14 protein-coding genes are annotated in these 14813 nt (G+C 62.9%); 7 read left to right on the top strand and 7 right to left on the bottom strand.

From position 1 onward, the window contains the following. Positions 1-40 precede the first annotated feature (40 nt). Positions 41-1156 carry an alpha/beta hydrolase family protein gene (locus XI06_RS26240; RefSeq protein ID WP_237873902.1) on the top strand — a complete coding sequence of 372 codons (1116 nt, stop codon included), beginning with the start codon at positions 41-43 and terminating at the stop codon, positions 1154-1156. Between the two features lie 26 nt (positions 1157-1182). Here the strand turns inward: XI06_RS26240 and XI06_RS26235 are convergent, their stop codons facing one another. Next, complete coding sequence (locus XI06_RS26235) at positions 1183-1689, bottom strand: MarR family winged helix-turn-helix transcriptional regulator (RefSeq protein WP_237861786.1); 507 nt, start codon at positions 1687-1689, stop codon at positions 1183-1185. A gap of 410 nt (positions 1690-2099) precedes the next feature. On the opposite strand from XI06_RS26235, the gene XI06_RS26230 reads away from it, so the two are divergent. Next, complete coding sequence (locus XI06_RS26230; RefSeq protein WP_237861787.1) at positions 2100-3584, top strand: porin; 1485 nt, start codon at positions 2100-2102, stop codon at positions 3582-3584. A 282-nt stretch (positions 3585-3866) separates the two neighbouring features. Here the strand turns inward: XI06_RS26230 and XI06_RS26225 are convergent, their stop codons facing one another. The 3 genes from XI06_RS26225 to XI06_RS26215 form a co-directional block, all read right to left on the bottom strand. After that, positions 3867-4340 (bottom strand): GcrA family cell cycle regulator, encoded by a 474-nt coding sequence (locus XI06_RS26225; RefSeq protein WP_237862559.1) that lies wholly within the window; start codon positions 4338-4340, stop codon positions 3867-3869. Positions 4341-4413: 73 nt separating this feature from the next. Next, the gene (locus tag XI06_RS26220) at positions 4414-4611 is read right to left on the bottom strand and encodes a hypothetical protein (RefSeq protein WP_007603456.1); all 198 of its coding nucleotides are present in this window, start codon (positions 4609-4611) and stop codon (positions 4414-4416) included. Between the two features lie 198 nt (positions 4612-4809). After that, the gene (locus XI06_RS26215) at positions 4810-5751 is read right to left on the bottom strand and encodes an acetamidase/formamidase family protein (RefSeq protein WP_271606880.1); all 942 of its coding nucleotides are present in this window, start codon (positions 5749-5751) and stop codon (positions 4810-4812) included. A gap of 191 nt (positions 5752-5942) precedes the next feature. On the opposite strand from XI06_RS26215, the gene XI06_RS26210 reads away from it, so the two are divergent. The 4 genes from XI06_RS26210 to XI06_RS26195 are packed head-to-tail and all read left to right on the top strand — an operon-like array spanning position 5943 to position 9940. Continuing rightward, a complete protein-coding gene (locus tag XI06_RS26210; protein WP_271606879.1) occupies positions 5943-6710 on the top strand; it encodes a YdcF family protein in 768 nt (255 codons plus the stop codon). 41 nt (positions 6711-6751) lie between these two features. Next, on the top strand, positions 6752-7534 hold the full coding sequence (locus tag XI06_RS26205; protein ID WP_271606878.1) for a DUF169 domain-containing protein: 783 nt from the start codon (positions 6752-6754) through the stop codon (positions 7532-7534). Between the two features lie 23 nt (positions 7535-7557). Next, positions 7558-8736: a saccharopine dehydrogenase family protein gene (locus tag XI06_RS26200; RefSeq protein ID WP_271606877.1), complete on the top strand. Its 1179-nt coding sequence runs from the start codon at positions 7558-7560 to the stop codon at positions 8734-8736. Between the two features lie 28 nt (positions 8737-8764). Next, positions 8765-9940 (top strand): saccharopine dehydrogenase family protein, encoded by a 1176-nt coding sequence (locus XI06_RS26195; RefSeq protein ID WP_237861798.1) that lies wholly within the window; start codon positions 8765-8767, stop codon positions 9938-9940. Between the two features lie 99 nt (positions 9941-10039). Here XI06_RS26195 and XI06_RS26190 read toward each other — a convergent pair whose 3' ends face one another. Further along, entirely contained in the window at positions 10040-11236 is a 1197-nt protein-coding gene (locus XI06_RS26190; RefSeq protein ID WP_237861800.1) for an FAD-dependent monooxygenase, read from the bottom strand. 148 nt (positions 11237-11384) lie between these two features. Between XI06_RS26190 and XI06_RS26185 the strand changes: the two genes are divergently transcribed. Beyond that, positions 11385-11861, top strand: coding sequence for a MarR family transcriptional regulator (locus tag XI06_RS26185; protein ID WP_237861801.1), 477 nt, complete (start codon positions 11385-11387; stop codon positions 11859-11861). On the opposite strand, the gene XI06_RS26180 is transcribed toward XI06_RS26185, so the two are convergent. Both XI06_RS26180 and XI06_RS26175 read right to left on the bottom strand, forming a co-directional pair. Continuing rightward, on the bottom strand, positions 11830-13086 hold the full coding sequence (locus tag XI06_RS26180) for an O-antigen ligase family protein (RefSeq protein ID WP_271606876.1): 1257 nt from the start codon (positions 13084-13086) through the stop codon (positions 11830-11832). The two genes, XI06_RS26185 and XI06_RS26180, sit on opposite strands and share 32 nt — an antisense overlap. Positions 13087-13237: 151 nt before the next feature. Next, on the bottom strand, positions 13238-14779 hold the full coding sequence (locus tag XI06_RS26175; RefSeq protein WP_271606875.1) for an undecaprenyl-phosphate glucose phosphotransferase: 1542 nt from the start codon (positions 14777-14779) through the stop codon (positions 13238-13240). Positions 14780-14813: the final 34 nt, after the last annotated feature.

Raw genomic sequence — 14813 nt, 5'->3', positions numbered from 1 at the left:
TAGTGAATCAGGGGTAATGCCACTATAGAGCGCCGCTCCGATGATACCCGCATGCCTCTCCGACGATTTCATCCTCTGCCCGGAGAGAGAGGATATCTCCGCTGAGTTCACCCGGTTGCTGACCGCGGCACAAGAGGGCGGCGCCACCATCGCCGAATGCCTGATGATCGCGCGGCAGCTCAAGCGCGGCGACGAACAGTCCTGGCATCGCGAGTGGAAGAAGCTGGCCCAGGCCAACAGGCACCGTGCCGAGGCGGCCTTCGCGGAAGGCCACATGGTCACCGCGCAGCGCAATTGGCTGCGCGCGATGAACTATTACGGCGCGGCTGCGATGCCGCTCGATCCCGCCGACGAGCGCCGCTGGGTCGCGGTGCTCGCGATGCAGGAATGCGCTCGCCGTTTCCTCACGGCGCGCGGGCCTGCCGGCGAAGTCGTGACAATCCCGTGGGTCGAAGGGCATTCGTTGCAGGGCTATTTCCTGCCCGCGCCTGCGGCGAGCGGTCGCGCACCGACCGTGATCTGCATCGGCGAGCCCGGGCATCGCAAGGAAGAATTCCTGGTCAAGCTGGCCCCGCATGCACGCGAGCGCGGCTTCTCGATGCTGGCGCTCGATCTGCTGGGCGACGAGCGCGACGATTACGTGGACGTGCTGCTGCAGCGTCGAGATATCGAGAGCTCGATTGCCAGCGTCATGGATTACCTGGAGCTGCGCAGCGATGTCGATTTCGATCGCGTTGCGATCGTGGCCGACGGGTGGGGCTCATCCTTCGTCGCGCGCGCCGTGTTGCAGGAGCCGCGGTTTGCTGCCGCCGTTTGCGATGGCGGTCTCTGGGATCTGCACGAGCGGTCGTTCTTTGCCAGCCGTTTCGCCATGAGAGACCTCAGCATCGTCCCGGTGCCGCATGCGCCGCTGATGGCTTCAAGCGCGGAATGCCCGGTGCTGATCACGCTGGGCGAGGACGGTTGGCTCGAGGCCGACCGGGCGCAACAGATCGTGCAGAAATCCCGGCTCGGCAGCTCGGACATCGTGCTGAAAGTGTTCACCGCAGCGGAGACCGGCGCGGCACAGGCGCATGCCGACAATCCGAGCCTTGCGAACGAATACATCTTCGACTGGCTCGAATCCCAGCTCGGCGCCACCGGCAAGCGTATCTGAGCGCGGCCTTCGAGCCGAGAATCGCCTCAGAAGTCCAGGGAGATTCTGACGCAGGCCTTCTCGAGCCGGCTCTTCAGCGTCGCGAGCTTGGCGGTGAATTCCGTCAGCTCGTTCTCGTCGAACTCCTGGAAGACGAATTCGCGAATCGTCTTGTACTGCTCGTTGAGGCTCGCGATGTGTTTCTGCGTTTTCTCGACCAGCGACAGCCGCACCACGCGGGCGTCGGTCGGTGAGGGGCGGCGGCGCAAGAGACCCTTCTTCTCCAGCAGCTTGGACTGGGTGGTGACGAAGGACGGGTCGACGTGAAGCAGCTTGGACACCACGTTGACGGGCACGCCATCGTCCTTGTCGAGATCGGAAATCGCCATCAGGATCAGCCATTGCGGTCCGCTGATGCCGAGCGTCCTGGCCCAGAACTGACGCAGCTCCTCCAGGTACATGTTGATCGAGGATATCTCCCAGGTGAATCGCCTGATGATATCGAGATTGCCGGCGGAGCGGAGGCGCGCCCCTTCTTTCCTCGTCGCTGACACAGCGTCACTCCCGCAAGCTGATTCATTCTCGCCAGTTTTCGCGGCGGGCATAGTCCACGCAAGTCTGCCCTGACGCAAGTGCAGAGCAGGGTAATTGTGTCACGGAAATTACAAATATGAGCGGGTCAGCATTTTCGCCCATCTCCGGTGTTGCGCCGCAGACACAGGGATAGTGAAACAACAAAGCTGATCTAATAAACTATTTTGATTAACGGAATGGTGCAGGCATATTGATCCGTGACGGTGGGGGGTTCTCGATCGTCCCGTTGCAGGTGGTTCGCTCACGTCCCTCGCGTCTCAAGCAGGTGCGTCCGAAAGCGCGAAGCGGCCGAGCGGATTTGATGAAGAGACGGGGATCTGGGGGGCCTTGCGGTCCGGTCTCCGTAAAATGAGCAACTTGGAGGTTTTAAATGAAAGTGGTGAAGAGCCTTTTGCTCGGCACTGCGGCGGGTTTGATCGCCGTCGGTGGAGCTCAGGCGGCTGATCTTCCGGTCAAGGCCAAGGCGGTCGAATACGTGAAGATCTGCTCGCTGTACGGTGCGGGTTTCTACTACATGCCGGGCACCGACACCTGCATCAAGTTCGGTGGTTACGTCCGCGCTGACGCGATTCTCGGCGGCGCCGGCGACTACGGCTTCAATAACAGCACGAGCTCTGCGAACGGTGGGTCGAACAACCGCCTGACCAACTACTACTACAGCCGCGCTCGTTTGGACCTCAACGTCGATACCCGCACTGCGACCGAATACGGCGTTGTGCGGACCTATGCCGACATGGTCTTCACCTATGATACGTCCAACGTCACCGGCAGCAACCCGTCGGCGATCTCGAGCAGCTCGGCTTCGCTCGGTCTCTACCACGCGTTCATCCAGTTCGCCGGCTTTACCTTCGGCCGCACGGTCTCGATCTTCGACGCCCCGTGGCAGAGCTATCCGGCTGGCGGTCCCGACAGCATTCCTGGCGGCTCCAACCACGTCAACGGCGTGAACCAGGTTGCCTATACGGCTGACTTCGGCCAGGGCATCACCGGTTCGCTCGCGTTGGAAGACGAAACGTCGGCGTCGAACGGCCAGTCGAATCTCTGGAACGTATCGTCCGGTACGGCCGCTCAGTTCGTGACCGGTGTCTATGGTGCCAACTCTTGGGGTGGAACACGTTCACCCGACATCATTGGTGCGGTCCGCGTTGATCAGGCTTGGGGTCTGGCCCAGCTGTCGGTTGTCGGCCATGACATCCATGCCGGCTATTACGGCGCGACGGAACCCAGCGGTCATCCCGGCGACAAGTGGGGCTGGGCTGTCCAGGGCTCGTTGTCGATCAAGAACATCCCGACCGGTGCGGGCGACTCCATCAACCTGCAGGCCGTCTATACGGACGGTGCGACACGCTACAACTTCCAGAGCCTGTTCCCGCAGAGCTTCTTCATGTTCGGCGGCAGCAGCTCGGCGTATCAGAGCATCGGCTTCGCCGGTCTTGCAGACGGCGTCTTCGGAACCGGTACCAGCATCGATACCGTCAAGACCTGGGGCGTCCGCGGTGGGTACACCCACAACTGGAGCCCGAACTGGGCGAGCGCCATTTACGGTGGCTATGCTTCGGCGAGCTATGGCTCGACCGGCAAGACCCTGATCTGCGCCAACTTCGCGACGATCGCCGTAGCCGGTGCAACCTGTAACCCGGACTTCAACTTCAGCGTTCTCGGCGTCAACACCGTGTGGACTCCGGTCAAGAACCTGGCGTTCACGGCTGACGTGAGCTGGTCGCGTCTGGATCAGAAGTACGCCGGCTCGATCACTGCTCCGGCGATCGCAACCGCTGCCAAGCCGGCTGCGGTGTATGAGCTGAAGGACCAGAACTCGGTCACGATGATGCTGCGCGCCCAGCGCAACTTCTGATCATCGATCGCGTCAGTTCGATCAGAGCCTCGGCGGGCAACCGCCGGGGCTTTTTTCTTGATCAATGCTGATTTTGTAAATCAGAAATCTCCTCCGCGGGCGACGAAGACGAGCTATGCGATTCGATCGCCACCAATTTTATTTACTTACCTGAGTTGGTCAGCTATATAGGGTTCAGCCGATTTCGAAAGTCACGGCTCTTAGCTTCACGCTAAGCCTCCAGAAACCTCCGGTAGTGCCCTGCCGGAGGTTTTTCGTTGTGGGGAGAAGGCACACGCCTTATCAGCGCATGACGCGCGCGCGGGAGTTCGGCCGATAGGCGATGCGGCTGTGGCCGGTGCAATAGGGCTGGCCGTCGTTCGCGGAATTGCCGCAGAAGCAAAAGTCCTCCGCGCCGGGCGTCGAGATCGGCCAGCGGCAGCGAGTCTCGTCGAGCTCCATCAGTGAGCAGCGGTTGGTGTCGTCGATCGGCCCAGTCACGGGTGCCGCGTCCGCTTCGCCGTAGATCGTGGCGAGCATTTCAAATTGCAGCCGGGGCACCGCTTTTGGCGCGCGTGGGGCGGAAGCCCTGTCCTGCAGCCTGCGCTCGTCGACCGAGCGACCACGTGTAAGATTGAGGCGCGACAGCTTGCCGATGACGGCGTTGCGGCTGACGCCGATGTCGGCGGCGATCTCGCGGCAGGACAGGCCGGCCTCGAAGTGTTGCTTCAGCAGTTCAATTCGTTCGTTGGTCCAGGTCGGAGAGAGCACAGGCATTTGTAACGGTCCCAGGTTGCGACATCTGGCCATCAGTCGCTCGAGCTCCGTCCGCTTCACGCTCGTCGCACGCTCACGTCCTGCCATTGTCGCGAATCGACAAAAGTCCGTCCTTGATGGCGAGACGGATGCCTTCCTCGATCAATGTCCGTGCGACGCCGGGAACGCTGGTGCCGTGGGTGCCCTGTCTCACCAGCTTTTCCAGATAGGTGATGGTCGAGAGCGCCAAAGTTACGGGAATGCGGTCAGTCTCGGCTTTTTCGGTGGCCATGGCCCGAACGCTAGCCTCTTACTCAGGTACATAAAAGTAACGATTAAGACTCTATTTAGGTTCAGGGGTAGAAGTCAAATCCGGGCTTTATCGGTGGCACAGCGCGTTGGAATCGCTCAGAAAAGTTGACGCGCGCCGGCGCGCCGCGCGGATTGCGGGCGGCGCGTGGCGTCAGCGGGGCAGGAGGTTCGTCCGGACTCAGCCGTGCACGATGGCCTTTTCGATCATGCAATGGATGCCCTTGGAGCCGTTGACGGTCTGGGTCACCCGCAGATCGGCCGCGAGGCTGCACAGCGTATAGGCGTCTTCGCGGGAGAGGTTTCGCGTTTCGCCGAGCAGAGCGATCATGTCGCGCAGCGCTCGTATCGCGCATTGGTCGAGGTCGGGGTCCATCGCCATGGTCATGTAGTGCGTCGGCGTCTCCGCGCGCGGATAGGAGAACCGCAAATCCTTGCGCAGCGTCAGGCGGAAGAGGCCCGAGAGCGCGGTCTCGATTGCGGTGACGCAGACCTCGCCGTCGCCCTGCACGCCATGGCCGTCGCCGCAGGAGAACATCGCGCCGGGGACGAACACTGGCAGATAGAGCGTCGCGCTGGCGCCGAGCTCCTTGTTGTCGAGGTTGCCGCCCATGGCGCGCGGGACGAGCGAGGAGATGCGGCCCCAGGCAGGGGGCGGCGACACGCCCATCACGCCGAAAAACGGCTTCAGCGGCAGGTCGAGGCCCCAAGGCATGCGGCCGACCATCCGCTCCCGGTCCAGCGGGATGTTGAGAAGTCGCGTCTCGTGGAAATCGTCGGGCAGGGTGCCGGCTAGCGGCTTGATCAGATTCCAGCCCCAATCCTGCCGAAGCTGGACGTCGAGGATATCGACCTGGAGGACGTCGCCGAGTTCGGCACCGTCCACCGCGATCGGCCCGGTGAGGATGTGACCTGGCACCATCCGATCGGATTTCGCATGCACCTCGGACATCTCGGGCGGAACGTGAAACCGGCTGCGGTCAGGGACCACTTCAGGCCCGCCGCTGATGGTGTCGACCGTGACCTCGTCTCCACTTGCGACGGTGAGGACAGGCTTGAGCCTCGCTTCGAAGAAGCCCCAATGGCAGGTTTCGGCGCTCGCATGCAGGTGGTGATGGGTCATTCGCGGTGTCCAGTCGTTTTCATCCGAAAGCGCTTGAGAACTTGCAATGCCCGGGCTTGACCCGGCAATCGATCCTCTTCCAAGAAGATTTCTGAAGATAAGCGGGCGGGTCAAGCCCACGTGTCACAGCTACGATCATTTCAGCGAGGTTTCTCCTGTTCTTCGTTCTTTCCAAGACGCTTGGCGCCGCGGTGCTGCCGCTCAATCTTCTGGTCGAGCTCGGGATCATCTCGGTCGTGCTGATGGCAACGCGCTTTGCCGGGATCGGCCGGAAGCTGGCCGCGACCACGCTGGTCCTGCTCGCGCTCGCCGCATTTTCGCCGCTCGGCAATCTCTTGCTCTATCCGCTGGAATCTCGCTTTCCGCCGTGGGATCCGTCGCGCGGCGCGCCAGACGGCATCATCGTGCTGGGCGGCTCCGTCGATACCGATCTGTCGGCGGCGCACCAAACGCCGGTGGTTTTGCATGCGGCCGATCGCCTGTTGGCGCCGGCCGAGCTTGCCCGCCGTTATCCGAATGCGCGTATCGTCTTCACAGGAGGCTCAGCCAACCTGATCTCGACCCACGCCAGAGAGGCCGACTATTCGGTCCCGATTCTGGAAAGCATCGGCATCCCAAAAGAGCGCCTCGTCGTGGAACGGGACTCGCGCAACACTTACGAGAACGCGGTCTTCACGAAGCGTCTGGTGGCACCGAAGCCGGGCGAGCGCTGGCTGCTCATCACCTCGGCCTACCACATGCCGCGTTCGATGGGTATTTTCCGCAAGGCTGGCTTTGACGTCGAAGCCTATCCGGTCGACTGGCGGATGGGCGGGCGCGACGAGCTGTTTTCCTTCACCAATATCAGCGCGGACGGTCTCGGCCGCACCGATGTGGCCGTGCGCGAGTGGATCGGCCTTCTGGCTTACCGCCTCATGGGCAGGACCAGCGAGTTGCTTCCGGGACCTGGCAAGGACTAGAACAGATCGCAGAAACGCAAACGACCCGTCGGGAGGCTTTCGTGCAACAGCAGAGTGCAGACAGGATCGATCTTGCCGGCCTCGTGGCCGATCTCAACAATCTGCTGCGGTTGAAAACCACGGTGATCGGCATGAAGCTGTTCGCGCGCGCCGAAGACATGGAGGCGGTCCCGAAGATCCGGCGGCCGAATGCGGTCCACACCACCGACCAGATCGTCAGCATGGCCTCGCGGCTCGGCTGGACCGTGGGCATCACCGGTGACGATCTCGTCGGCAACCAATGCCGCGCCGTAATCGGCCTCGCACCCCGGGACGAGAAATGGCTCGCCGGCGAAAACTACGTCGGAGTGTGGCATGGCACGGCGGAGGATGCGCGCAAGCGCCAGGAGGCACTGGACGTCGTCCCGTTCGGGCAGTATCAGGCGCTCGCGGTCAGCCCGCTCGCAAGCGGCCGGCTCGATCCGCCCGACATCTGTCTCGTCTACGCGACGCCCGGCCAGATGATCATCCTGATCAACGGGCTGCAATATACCGGCTACAAGAAGTTCGAATGGGGCGTGGTCGGAGAGACCGCGTGCGCGGATTCCTGGGGGCGGGCGCTGAAATCAGGCGAGCCCAGCCTGTCCTTGCCATGCTATGCCGAACGGCGCTATGGCGGCGTGCCTGATGAGGAGATGCTGATGGCGCTGAAGCCGCATCATCTCGCCAAGGCAATCGAAGGCATGAAGGCGCTGGCCAAAAACGGCCTGCGCTATCCGATCCCGCCCTATGGAATTCAAAGCGACGTCCGTGCCGGCATGGGCGTGAGTTACGCGAAGAAGTAAAGGCGAAGAAATAAGGGACGACCATGAGCTCTGCGAAATTCGACATCGTCGTCTATGGCGCGACCGGTTTTACCGGTCAGCTCGTCGCCGAATATCTGGCGGCGCATTACAAGAACGACACGCAGCTCAAATGGGCGATGGCCGGACGCAGCCTCGACAAGCTGAAGTCAGTGCGCGGCGCGATCGGCGCGCCCGCAGACACGCCGCTGATCGTGGCGGATGCGTCCGATGCGGCCTCGCTGAAGGCAATGGCAGAGCAGACGAGATCTGTCATCACGACGGTCGGTCCGTATCAGCTCTATGGCGAGGAACTGCTGGCTGCCTGCGTTGCTGATGGTACGGACTATTTCGATCTTTGCGGCGAGCCGATCTGGATGCGGCAGATGATCGACAAATACGAGGCGGCTGCGAAAGCGAGCGGCGCGCGCATCGTGTTCTCCTGCGGCTTCGACTCCGTGCCTTTCGAGCTCGGTACGTTCTTCGTCCAGGAAGAGGCCAGGCGCGTGTTCGGCGCTGTGGCACCGCGCGTGAAGGGCCGCGTGCGCGATATGCGCGGCACGCTCTCGGGCGGCACCGCGGCGAGCGCGAAGGCCACCTTCGATGCGGTTGCCAAGGACATGAGCCTCGTCGCGATCCTGAACGATCCGTTCGCGTTGACGCCTGGCTTCACCGGACCGAAGCAGCCGAGGGGCAACAAACCGCTGGTTGAGGAGGATCTCAATTCCTGGGCCGCGCCGTTCATGATGGCATTGATCAACACCCGCAACGTCCATCGCTCCAACATGCTGATGGGCTTTCCCTATGGCCAGGACTTCGTCTACGACGAGATGGTTTTGACCGGACCCGGCGAGAAGGGCGAGACCAACGCCAAGCGAGTGATGGCGGCGAATGCCGAGAAGACCGGCCCGAGCGCGCCGAAGCCGGGCGAGGGGCCATCGAAGGAGGAGCGCGAGAACGGGCTCTTCAATTTGCTTTATGTCGCGATCGCGCCCGACGGCCGCATGGTTCGTGCCGGTGTGACCGGCGATCGTGATCCCGGCTATGGCTCGACCTCGAAGATGATCTCCGAATGCGCGATCTGCATGCTGCGTGACGCGACTGATGTCGCGGCCGGTTTCTGGACGCCGGGTGCGGCGATGCAGCACAAGCTGATCAAGCGGCTGCGGGACAATGCCGGGCTGACGTTCGAGGTGGAAGCTTAAGCTCCGCGTTTCCGAAAGGGGCTGATCGATGTCCGCGACGTTCGACATCGTCGTCTACGGTGCGACCGGATACACCGGTCAGCTCGTGGCTGAATATCTCGCGGCGCATTACGTTGGCGAGGGTGCGCCGACCTGGGCGCTTGCCGGGCGCAGCAGAGACAAGCTTGCCTCCGTTCGCGATGTGATCGGCGCTCCCGCTGACACGCCGCTGATTGTAGCGGACGCCGCCAATCCGGCATCGTTGCGGGCCATGGTCGATCAGGCGAAGCTGGTCGTTACAACTGTCGGTCCCTATCAGCTTTATGGATCCGATCTGCTCGCCGCCTGCGTCGCCTCGGGCACCGATTACATGGATCTCTGCGGCGAGCCGATCTGGCTGAAGCAGATGATCGACAGGCACGAGGCGGCCGCCAAGGCGAGCGGCGCGCGCATCATGTTCTCCTGCGGCTTCGATTCCATGCCGTTCGAGCTCGGTGCGTTCATTGTCCAGGAGGAAGCAAGGCGCGTGCTCGGTGCACCGGCGCCGCGCGTCAAAGGGCGGGTCCGCGACCTCAGCTGGAAGTTTTCCGGCGGCACGTCCGCCAGCGCAAGGGTCACCTTCGAAGCGGTTGCGCAGGATCTCAGCCTGGTGTCGATCCTCAAGGACCCCTTCGCATTCACGCCCGGCTTCGAAGGGCCGAAGCAGCCGCGCGGCAACAAGCCTGTTTTCGAGGAGGATCTGCAATCCTGGTCCGCGCCGTTCGCAATGGCGATGCTGAACACGCGCAACGTTCACCGTTCCAACATGCTGATGGGATTCCCTTACGGCCGGGATTTCGTCTACGACGAGATGGTGCTGACGGGGGCGGGGGACGAGGGGCAGGCCAATGCCAAGCTCGTTATGGCCGCCAACAGCGAAAAGACCGGCCCTGAGGCGCTCAAGCCCGGCGAGGGACCATCGAAAGAAGAGCGCGACGCCGGTCATTATGACCTGCTCTATATCGCGATTGCGCCCGATGGCCGTCAGTTTCGTACTGCGGTGAAGGGCGATCTCGATCCTGGCTACGCGTCAACGGCCAGGATGATCTCGGAATGCGCGATCTGCCTGCTGCGCGATGCGCCTGATGTCCCACCCGGTCTCTGGACGCCGGGCGCGGCGATGCAGCACAAGCTGATCAGGCGCTTGCGGGAGCACGCGGGGATGAGGTTTGAGGTGGAGAGCTAGCCCGGGCAAAGCGAAGCGTGCTCACGACTTTTTGCACGACCGAGGAGAGATGGTGGGCGCGGCGCGTTGCGCCTCACCCTTCGGCAGCCGAGGTTGCCGCTACGCCGCCCTTGCGTCATACGCGTACATGAAATCCATGCTCTTCGATCCCAGCGGCAGCAGCCATTTCATCATCTGATTGCGGATGAAGGCGCCGGCGGCGCTGAACTCGCGTTTGCTGTTGCCGTTGCGACGCGCGATGGCGACAATCTTCTCGGCGCGGGGGCGTCGCTCGGCCTCGAAGGCCTGGAACGTCGCCGTCAACTCCTGACCCTCCTGCATCAGCCGAGCGAGCCGCATCGCATCTTCCAGCGCGAGCGACGCGCCCTGGCCGGCATGCGGGCTGGTTGCATGCGCGGCGTCGCCGATCAGGAGCGAGCGCTTGCGCGACCAGGTCGGCAAGGTCGCGACATCGAGCGTATCGGTGATCACGATGTTCTCGGCCGCCTCGATGATCGCGGGGATCGGATCGTGCCAGCCGTGATGGAAGCTCCGCAGATGCTGCTTCAGCGTCTGTGCGTCGAGTGCGCGAAACATCGCGGCATCCATGCCGTGCGCGGGCTGCGTGCTCCACCACATCGCGCCGTCCATTGGATCCGGGCTGCAATAGCCGTAGCCGAAGTAGCCGCTCTGTCCGAACGTGGTCTCGACACGTCTGCCGATCGCCCTTCCGTCGAGGACCGAATGAGGGACGAACCCGCCGAAGCCGATCAGGCCGGTGTTGAAGGGTTTGGGACCATCAGGCACAACCTGGCGCCGCGTGATCGAATGCACACCATCGGCGCCGATCAGAAAATCACCCTCCGCGGTGGTGCCGTCGGCGAAATAGGCGATCACAGGCTGGTCGCCGCGATCCTCGACCTTGATCAGCCGCTTGTCGAAATAGAGCGAGACGCAGGCGCACCAGGCCTTGTCGATCAGCATCTCGTTCAGCGTGGCGCGGCAGACATTGACCGCAGGTTGGCCGAAGCGCCGTGCCATGTCGCGGTTGATCGAGCCGAGCCTTCGGCCTTCTTGCGAATAGAAGTCGAAGGACTCCGCGATCGAGCCGCGGCTGGTCAGCTCGTCGGCAAGCCCGATCTCGTCCATGACCTGCATGCCGTTGGGGGCGATCTGGAGGCCGCCGCCGATGCCCTTCGAGTAGGGCCAGGCCTCGTAGATTGCGGACTCGATGCCGGCGCGACGCAGCAGAATCGCGGCGACGGGCCCAGCGATGCCCGCGCCGATGATGAGGGCCTTGCGGGGACGGTGAGGCATTGGCTTGCTCCCGACGTTTCCGTGGTGCTAGGAGAAATTAAGGTCACTAAATCTCTTAGTGACTAAGATATATATCGACTAAGATATGAGGTCGGCCTTGTCAAGGGCAAAGGCGCGCGCGGCGTTATTGGGGGAATTGGAAGAGGCGATGCGGCGGTCGTCCGCGCAGGGCGTGCTCTATGGGCAAGCCGTTGCGAACGTAGCCGGAATTGCCAATTCCGACCTCGAATGCATGGACATTCTCTATCTCGAGGGTCGCGTGACCGCGGGGAGGCTTGCCGAGGTGACGGGGCTCACGACGGGCGCCATCACCGGCGTGGTCGACCGACTGGAGAAGGCTGGCCTCGTGCGCCGCGAGAGGGACGAGCATGATCGGCGCAAGGTCTTCATTTCGGTGATACCGGAGACCGGGGCGAAGATTGGCGAACTCTACGTGCCGATGCAGCAGGCGATGGAGAAGGTGTTCAGCGCCTATAGCGACGAAGAGCTGCGCCTGCTGCTGCGGTTTGCCAATGAGGGCTACAAGGGTGTGCTCGCAGCGACCACGGCATTAAAGGGCCTGCTCGATACGCCGCCCGAAAAGAGGCCCCAGCTCAAGCTGAAGAAGCATCCTCGCCAGACGTGATCTTGTAGGCCTGCGCCGCGGCGATCATGCCCCACATCGCGCCCAGCATCATCCAGAAGTGGCGCCAGTGGTCGGTGTCGATCACAAAGCTTTCGCCGACGGTGCCGACGAAGGCGGAGAACACCGCGAGGTAGGCGCGCTGCCAGGGCACACGGACGAAGATGTGGCGGAAGCCCATGATGACGGTGGTGAAGACCAGCGCCGGATAGCAGACGCCGCAGAGCCAGCCGCCTGACATGAAGGCGTTCAGGTAGGAATTGTGGGTGTCTTCAGGGAAGAAGCGGTGGAATTGCAGGGGGCCGATGCCGAACGGCAGATCAAGCGCCATCTCCGCGCCCAGGATGTGCCGGCCGAATCGGCCAAAGCGGCCCTCGTCATAGCTCTGGTCGAAGCTCGCGCGCTGCTTGAACATCTCGGCGACGGAATCGAACGACAGCAGCACCGCGATCAGCGCCAGCCCCAGCACCACCGCGACGATCGCCATGACGATGATGCGCGAGCGCTGGGCATTGGTGCGGCTGGTCAGCACCATCAATGCCAGCATGAACGCCGAGGTCAGGATCAGCCCGCCCCAGGCCGCGCGGGAAAAGGCGAGCAGGATGGCCAGCGACATGATGCCGAAGGCGAAGGCGTTGCGAAAGGCCTTGGCGAGCTTGTCGGAAACCACGCTTTGGAGCGCAAACAGCGCCGGCAGGATCAGGAACGCGCCAAGCACGTTCGGGTCCTTGAAGGTGCCGCGGGCGCGCTCGTAGAGCGTCAACAGATCGTGGCCGCCGGGGACCAGGTTGAAATAGCCTGCAATCGCTGAGAGCGAGGCGATCATCGCGCCGACCACCAGGCCGCGGCGCAGCATGTCGAGCCGCGCCTCCGTGTCCTCGGAGGTGACCATGGCGAAGAACACCACGGTAACAGCCATGTACCAGGAGGTCGCTATCCAGCTTGCGACCTCTGACTGGTCGAGCAACGGGATAGCGCTGATGGTGTAACCGACATTGAGCAGCACCAGAGCCAGTACCAGCGGCATCAGCACGAGCCGCAGGCGCAGGCCGGTGGCGAAGAAGGCGACGGTGGCGAGCAGCGTCGCGATCTCGTAGGGGCTCGGCTCGATGAAGACGATTGCGCCCGATGCGCCGACCAGCCACACCAGCGCGCGCTGGAGGGCGAGCACGCCGGGCGCAGCCGGTGCGGCTACGTTCATTCCACCGGCTGTTGCCGCATACGCCATCACACGCTCACACGCCTAACTCTCACGCCACAAACACCGCTGTCATCGCCCGGCTTGACCGGGCGATCCAGTACTCTGCGGCGCCTGTTGTGGAGATGGCTGGCGCCACGGCGTACTGGATGCCCCGGTCAAGCCGGGGCATGATGAAAGCTCAATACGCGTTCTCGTTCTTGGTCAGCAGCGAGATCGGCGTCTTCAGGAGAATGACAAGGTCGAACAGGACCGACCAGTTCTCGATGTAATAGAGGTCGAACTCGACGCGCTTCTGGATCTTCTCTTCATTGTCGATCTCGCCGCGCCAGCCGTTGATTTGGGCCCAGCCGGTGATGCCGGGCTTGACGCGGTGGCGGGCGAAATAGCCGTCGACGGCCTCGTCGAACAGTCGACTCTGGAGCTTGCCTTGCACCGCGTGCGGACGCGGGCCGACCAGGGAGAGATTGCCCGAAAACACCACGTTGAAGAGCTGCGGCAGTTCGTCGAGGCTGGTCTTGCGGATGAAACGGCCGACGCGGGTGACACGCGAATCGTTCTTGGTCACGACCTTCGATGCCGTCGGATCGGCCTGGTGGTGATACATCGAGCGGAATTTGTAGACGTCGATACGCTCGTTGTTGAATCCGAACCGCTTCTGGCGGAACAGGACGGGGCCGGGGCTGTCGAGCTTCACGGCCAGCGCCACCAGCGCCATCACGGGAAGGGCCGCGAGCAATGCGAGGCTGCCGACGACGCGGTCGAACAGCCATTTCATCACCAGATCCCAATCGGTGATTGGCGCCTCGAACACGTCGAGCGTCGGCACTTCGCCAAGATAGGAATAGGAGCGGGGGCGGAAGCGCAGCTTGTTGGTGTGGGCGGAGAGGCGGATATCGACCGGCAGCACCCAGAGCTTCCTCAGCATCTCCAGGATGCGCGTCTCCGCCGAGATCGGCAGCGCGAACAGCACGAGATCGACACGGGTGCGCCGGGCGAATTCGACGATGTCGTCGACCTTGCCGAGCTTGCGCGCGCCGGCGCAGGTATCGAGCGCGCGGCTGTCGTTGCGGTCGTCGAACACGCCGAGTACGTGGATGTCGGAATCCTCCTGCGCCCTCAACGCCTCAACCAATTGCTCGCCGTTGCTGTCGGACCCGACGATGATGGTGCGGCGATCGAGCCGGCCCTGGCGCGCCCAGTTGCGCACCAGCGAACGGAGGATGAGGCGCTCGACGACCAGCGCGGCAAGGCCAAGGAAATAGAAGGCGGCAAGCCACAGCCGCGAGATCTCGCTGCCGAACTTGGCGAAGAAGGAGACGCCGATGAACAGCAGGAAGACGAACGACCAGGACGAGATCATCCGCGTCATCTGCCGGAGCTGGCCGCGGAACAATTGCACCTGATAGATGTCCGCGGCCTGGAAGCAGACCACGGCTGCGACTGCGACGATCTCTATCGGATAGATCCAGCTAAAGCCGTTGTGCGGCATGACATAGCCGACATATACGGCGATGCCGACCACGTTGAGCAGCGCGAAGTCGATGGCGCGCACGATGCCGGCAATCACGATCGGCGAATAGGCGCGGGCGACTTTCTGGTTGACGACCTCGAGCGCAGCCGGCGTGAGGCGGCGGCGGCGTTCGACGAAATTCGTCTCGGCAGGCTTGGCCGCGGCGCTGGTCGCGGCATCGAGCATCGAGCGTGCGTTGAGCGGTTCCACGGGCGTCTACGTCCATTTCAAGGCCCCGCGGGCA

It is taken from the genome of Bradyrhizobium sp. CCBAU 11434, assembly GCF_028128895.1.
Classification (GTDB): Bacteria; Pseudomonadota; Alphaproteobacteria; order Rhizobiales; family Xanthobacteraceae; genus Bradyrhizobium; species Bradyrhizobium zhengyangense.
This window is presented reverse-complemented; position numbering and strand designations above follow the sequence as displayed.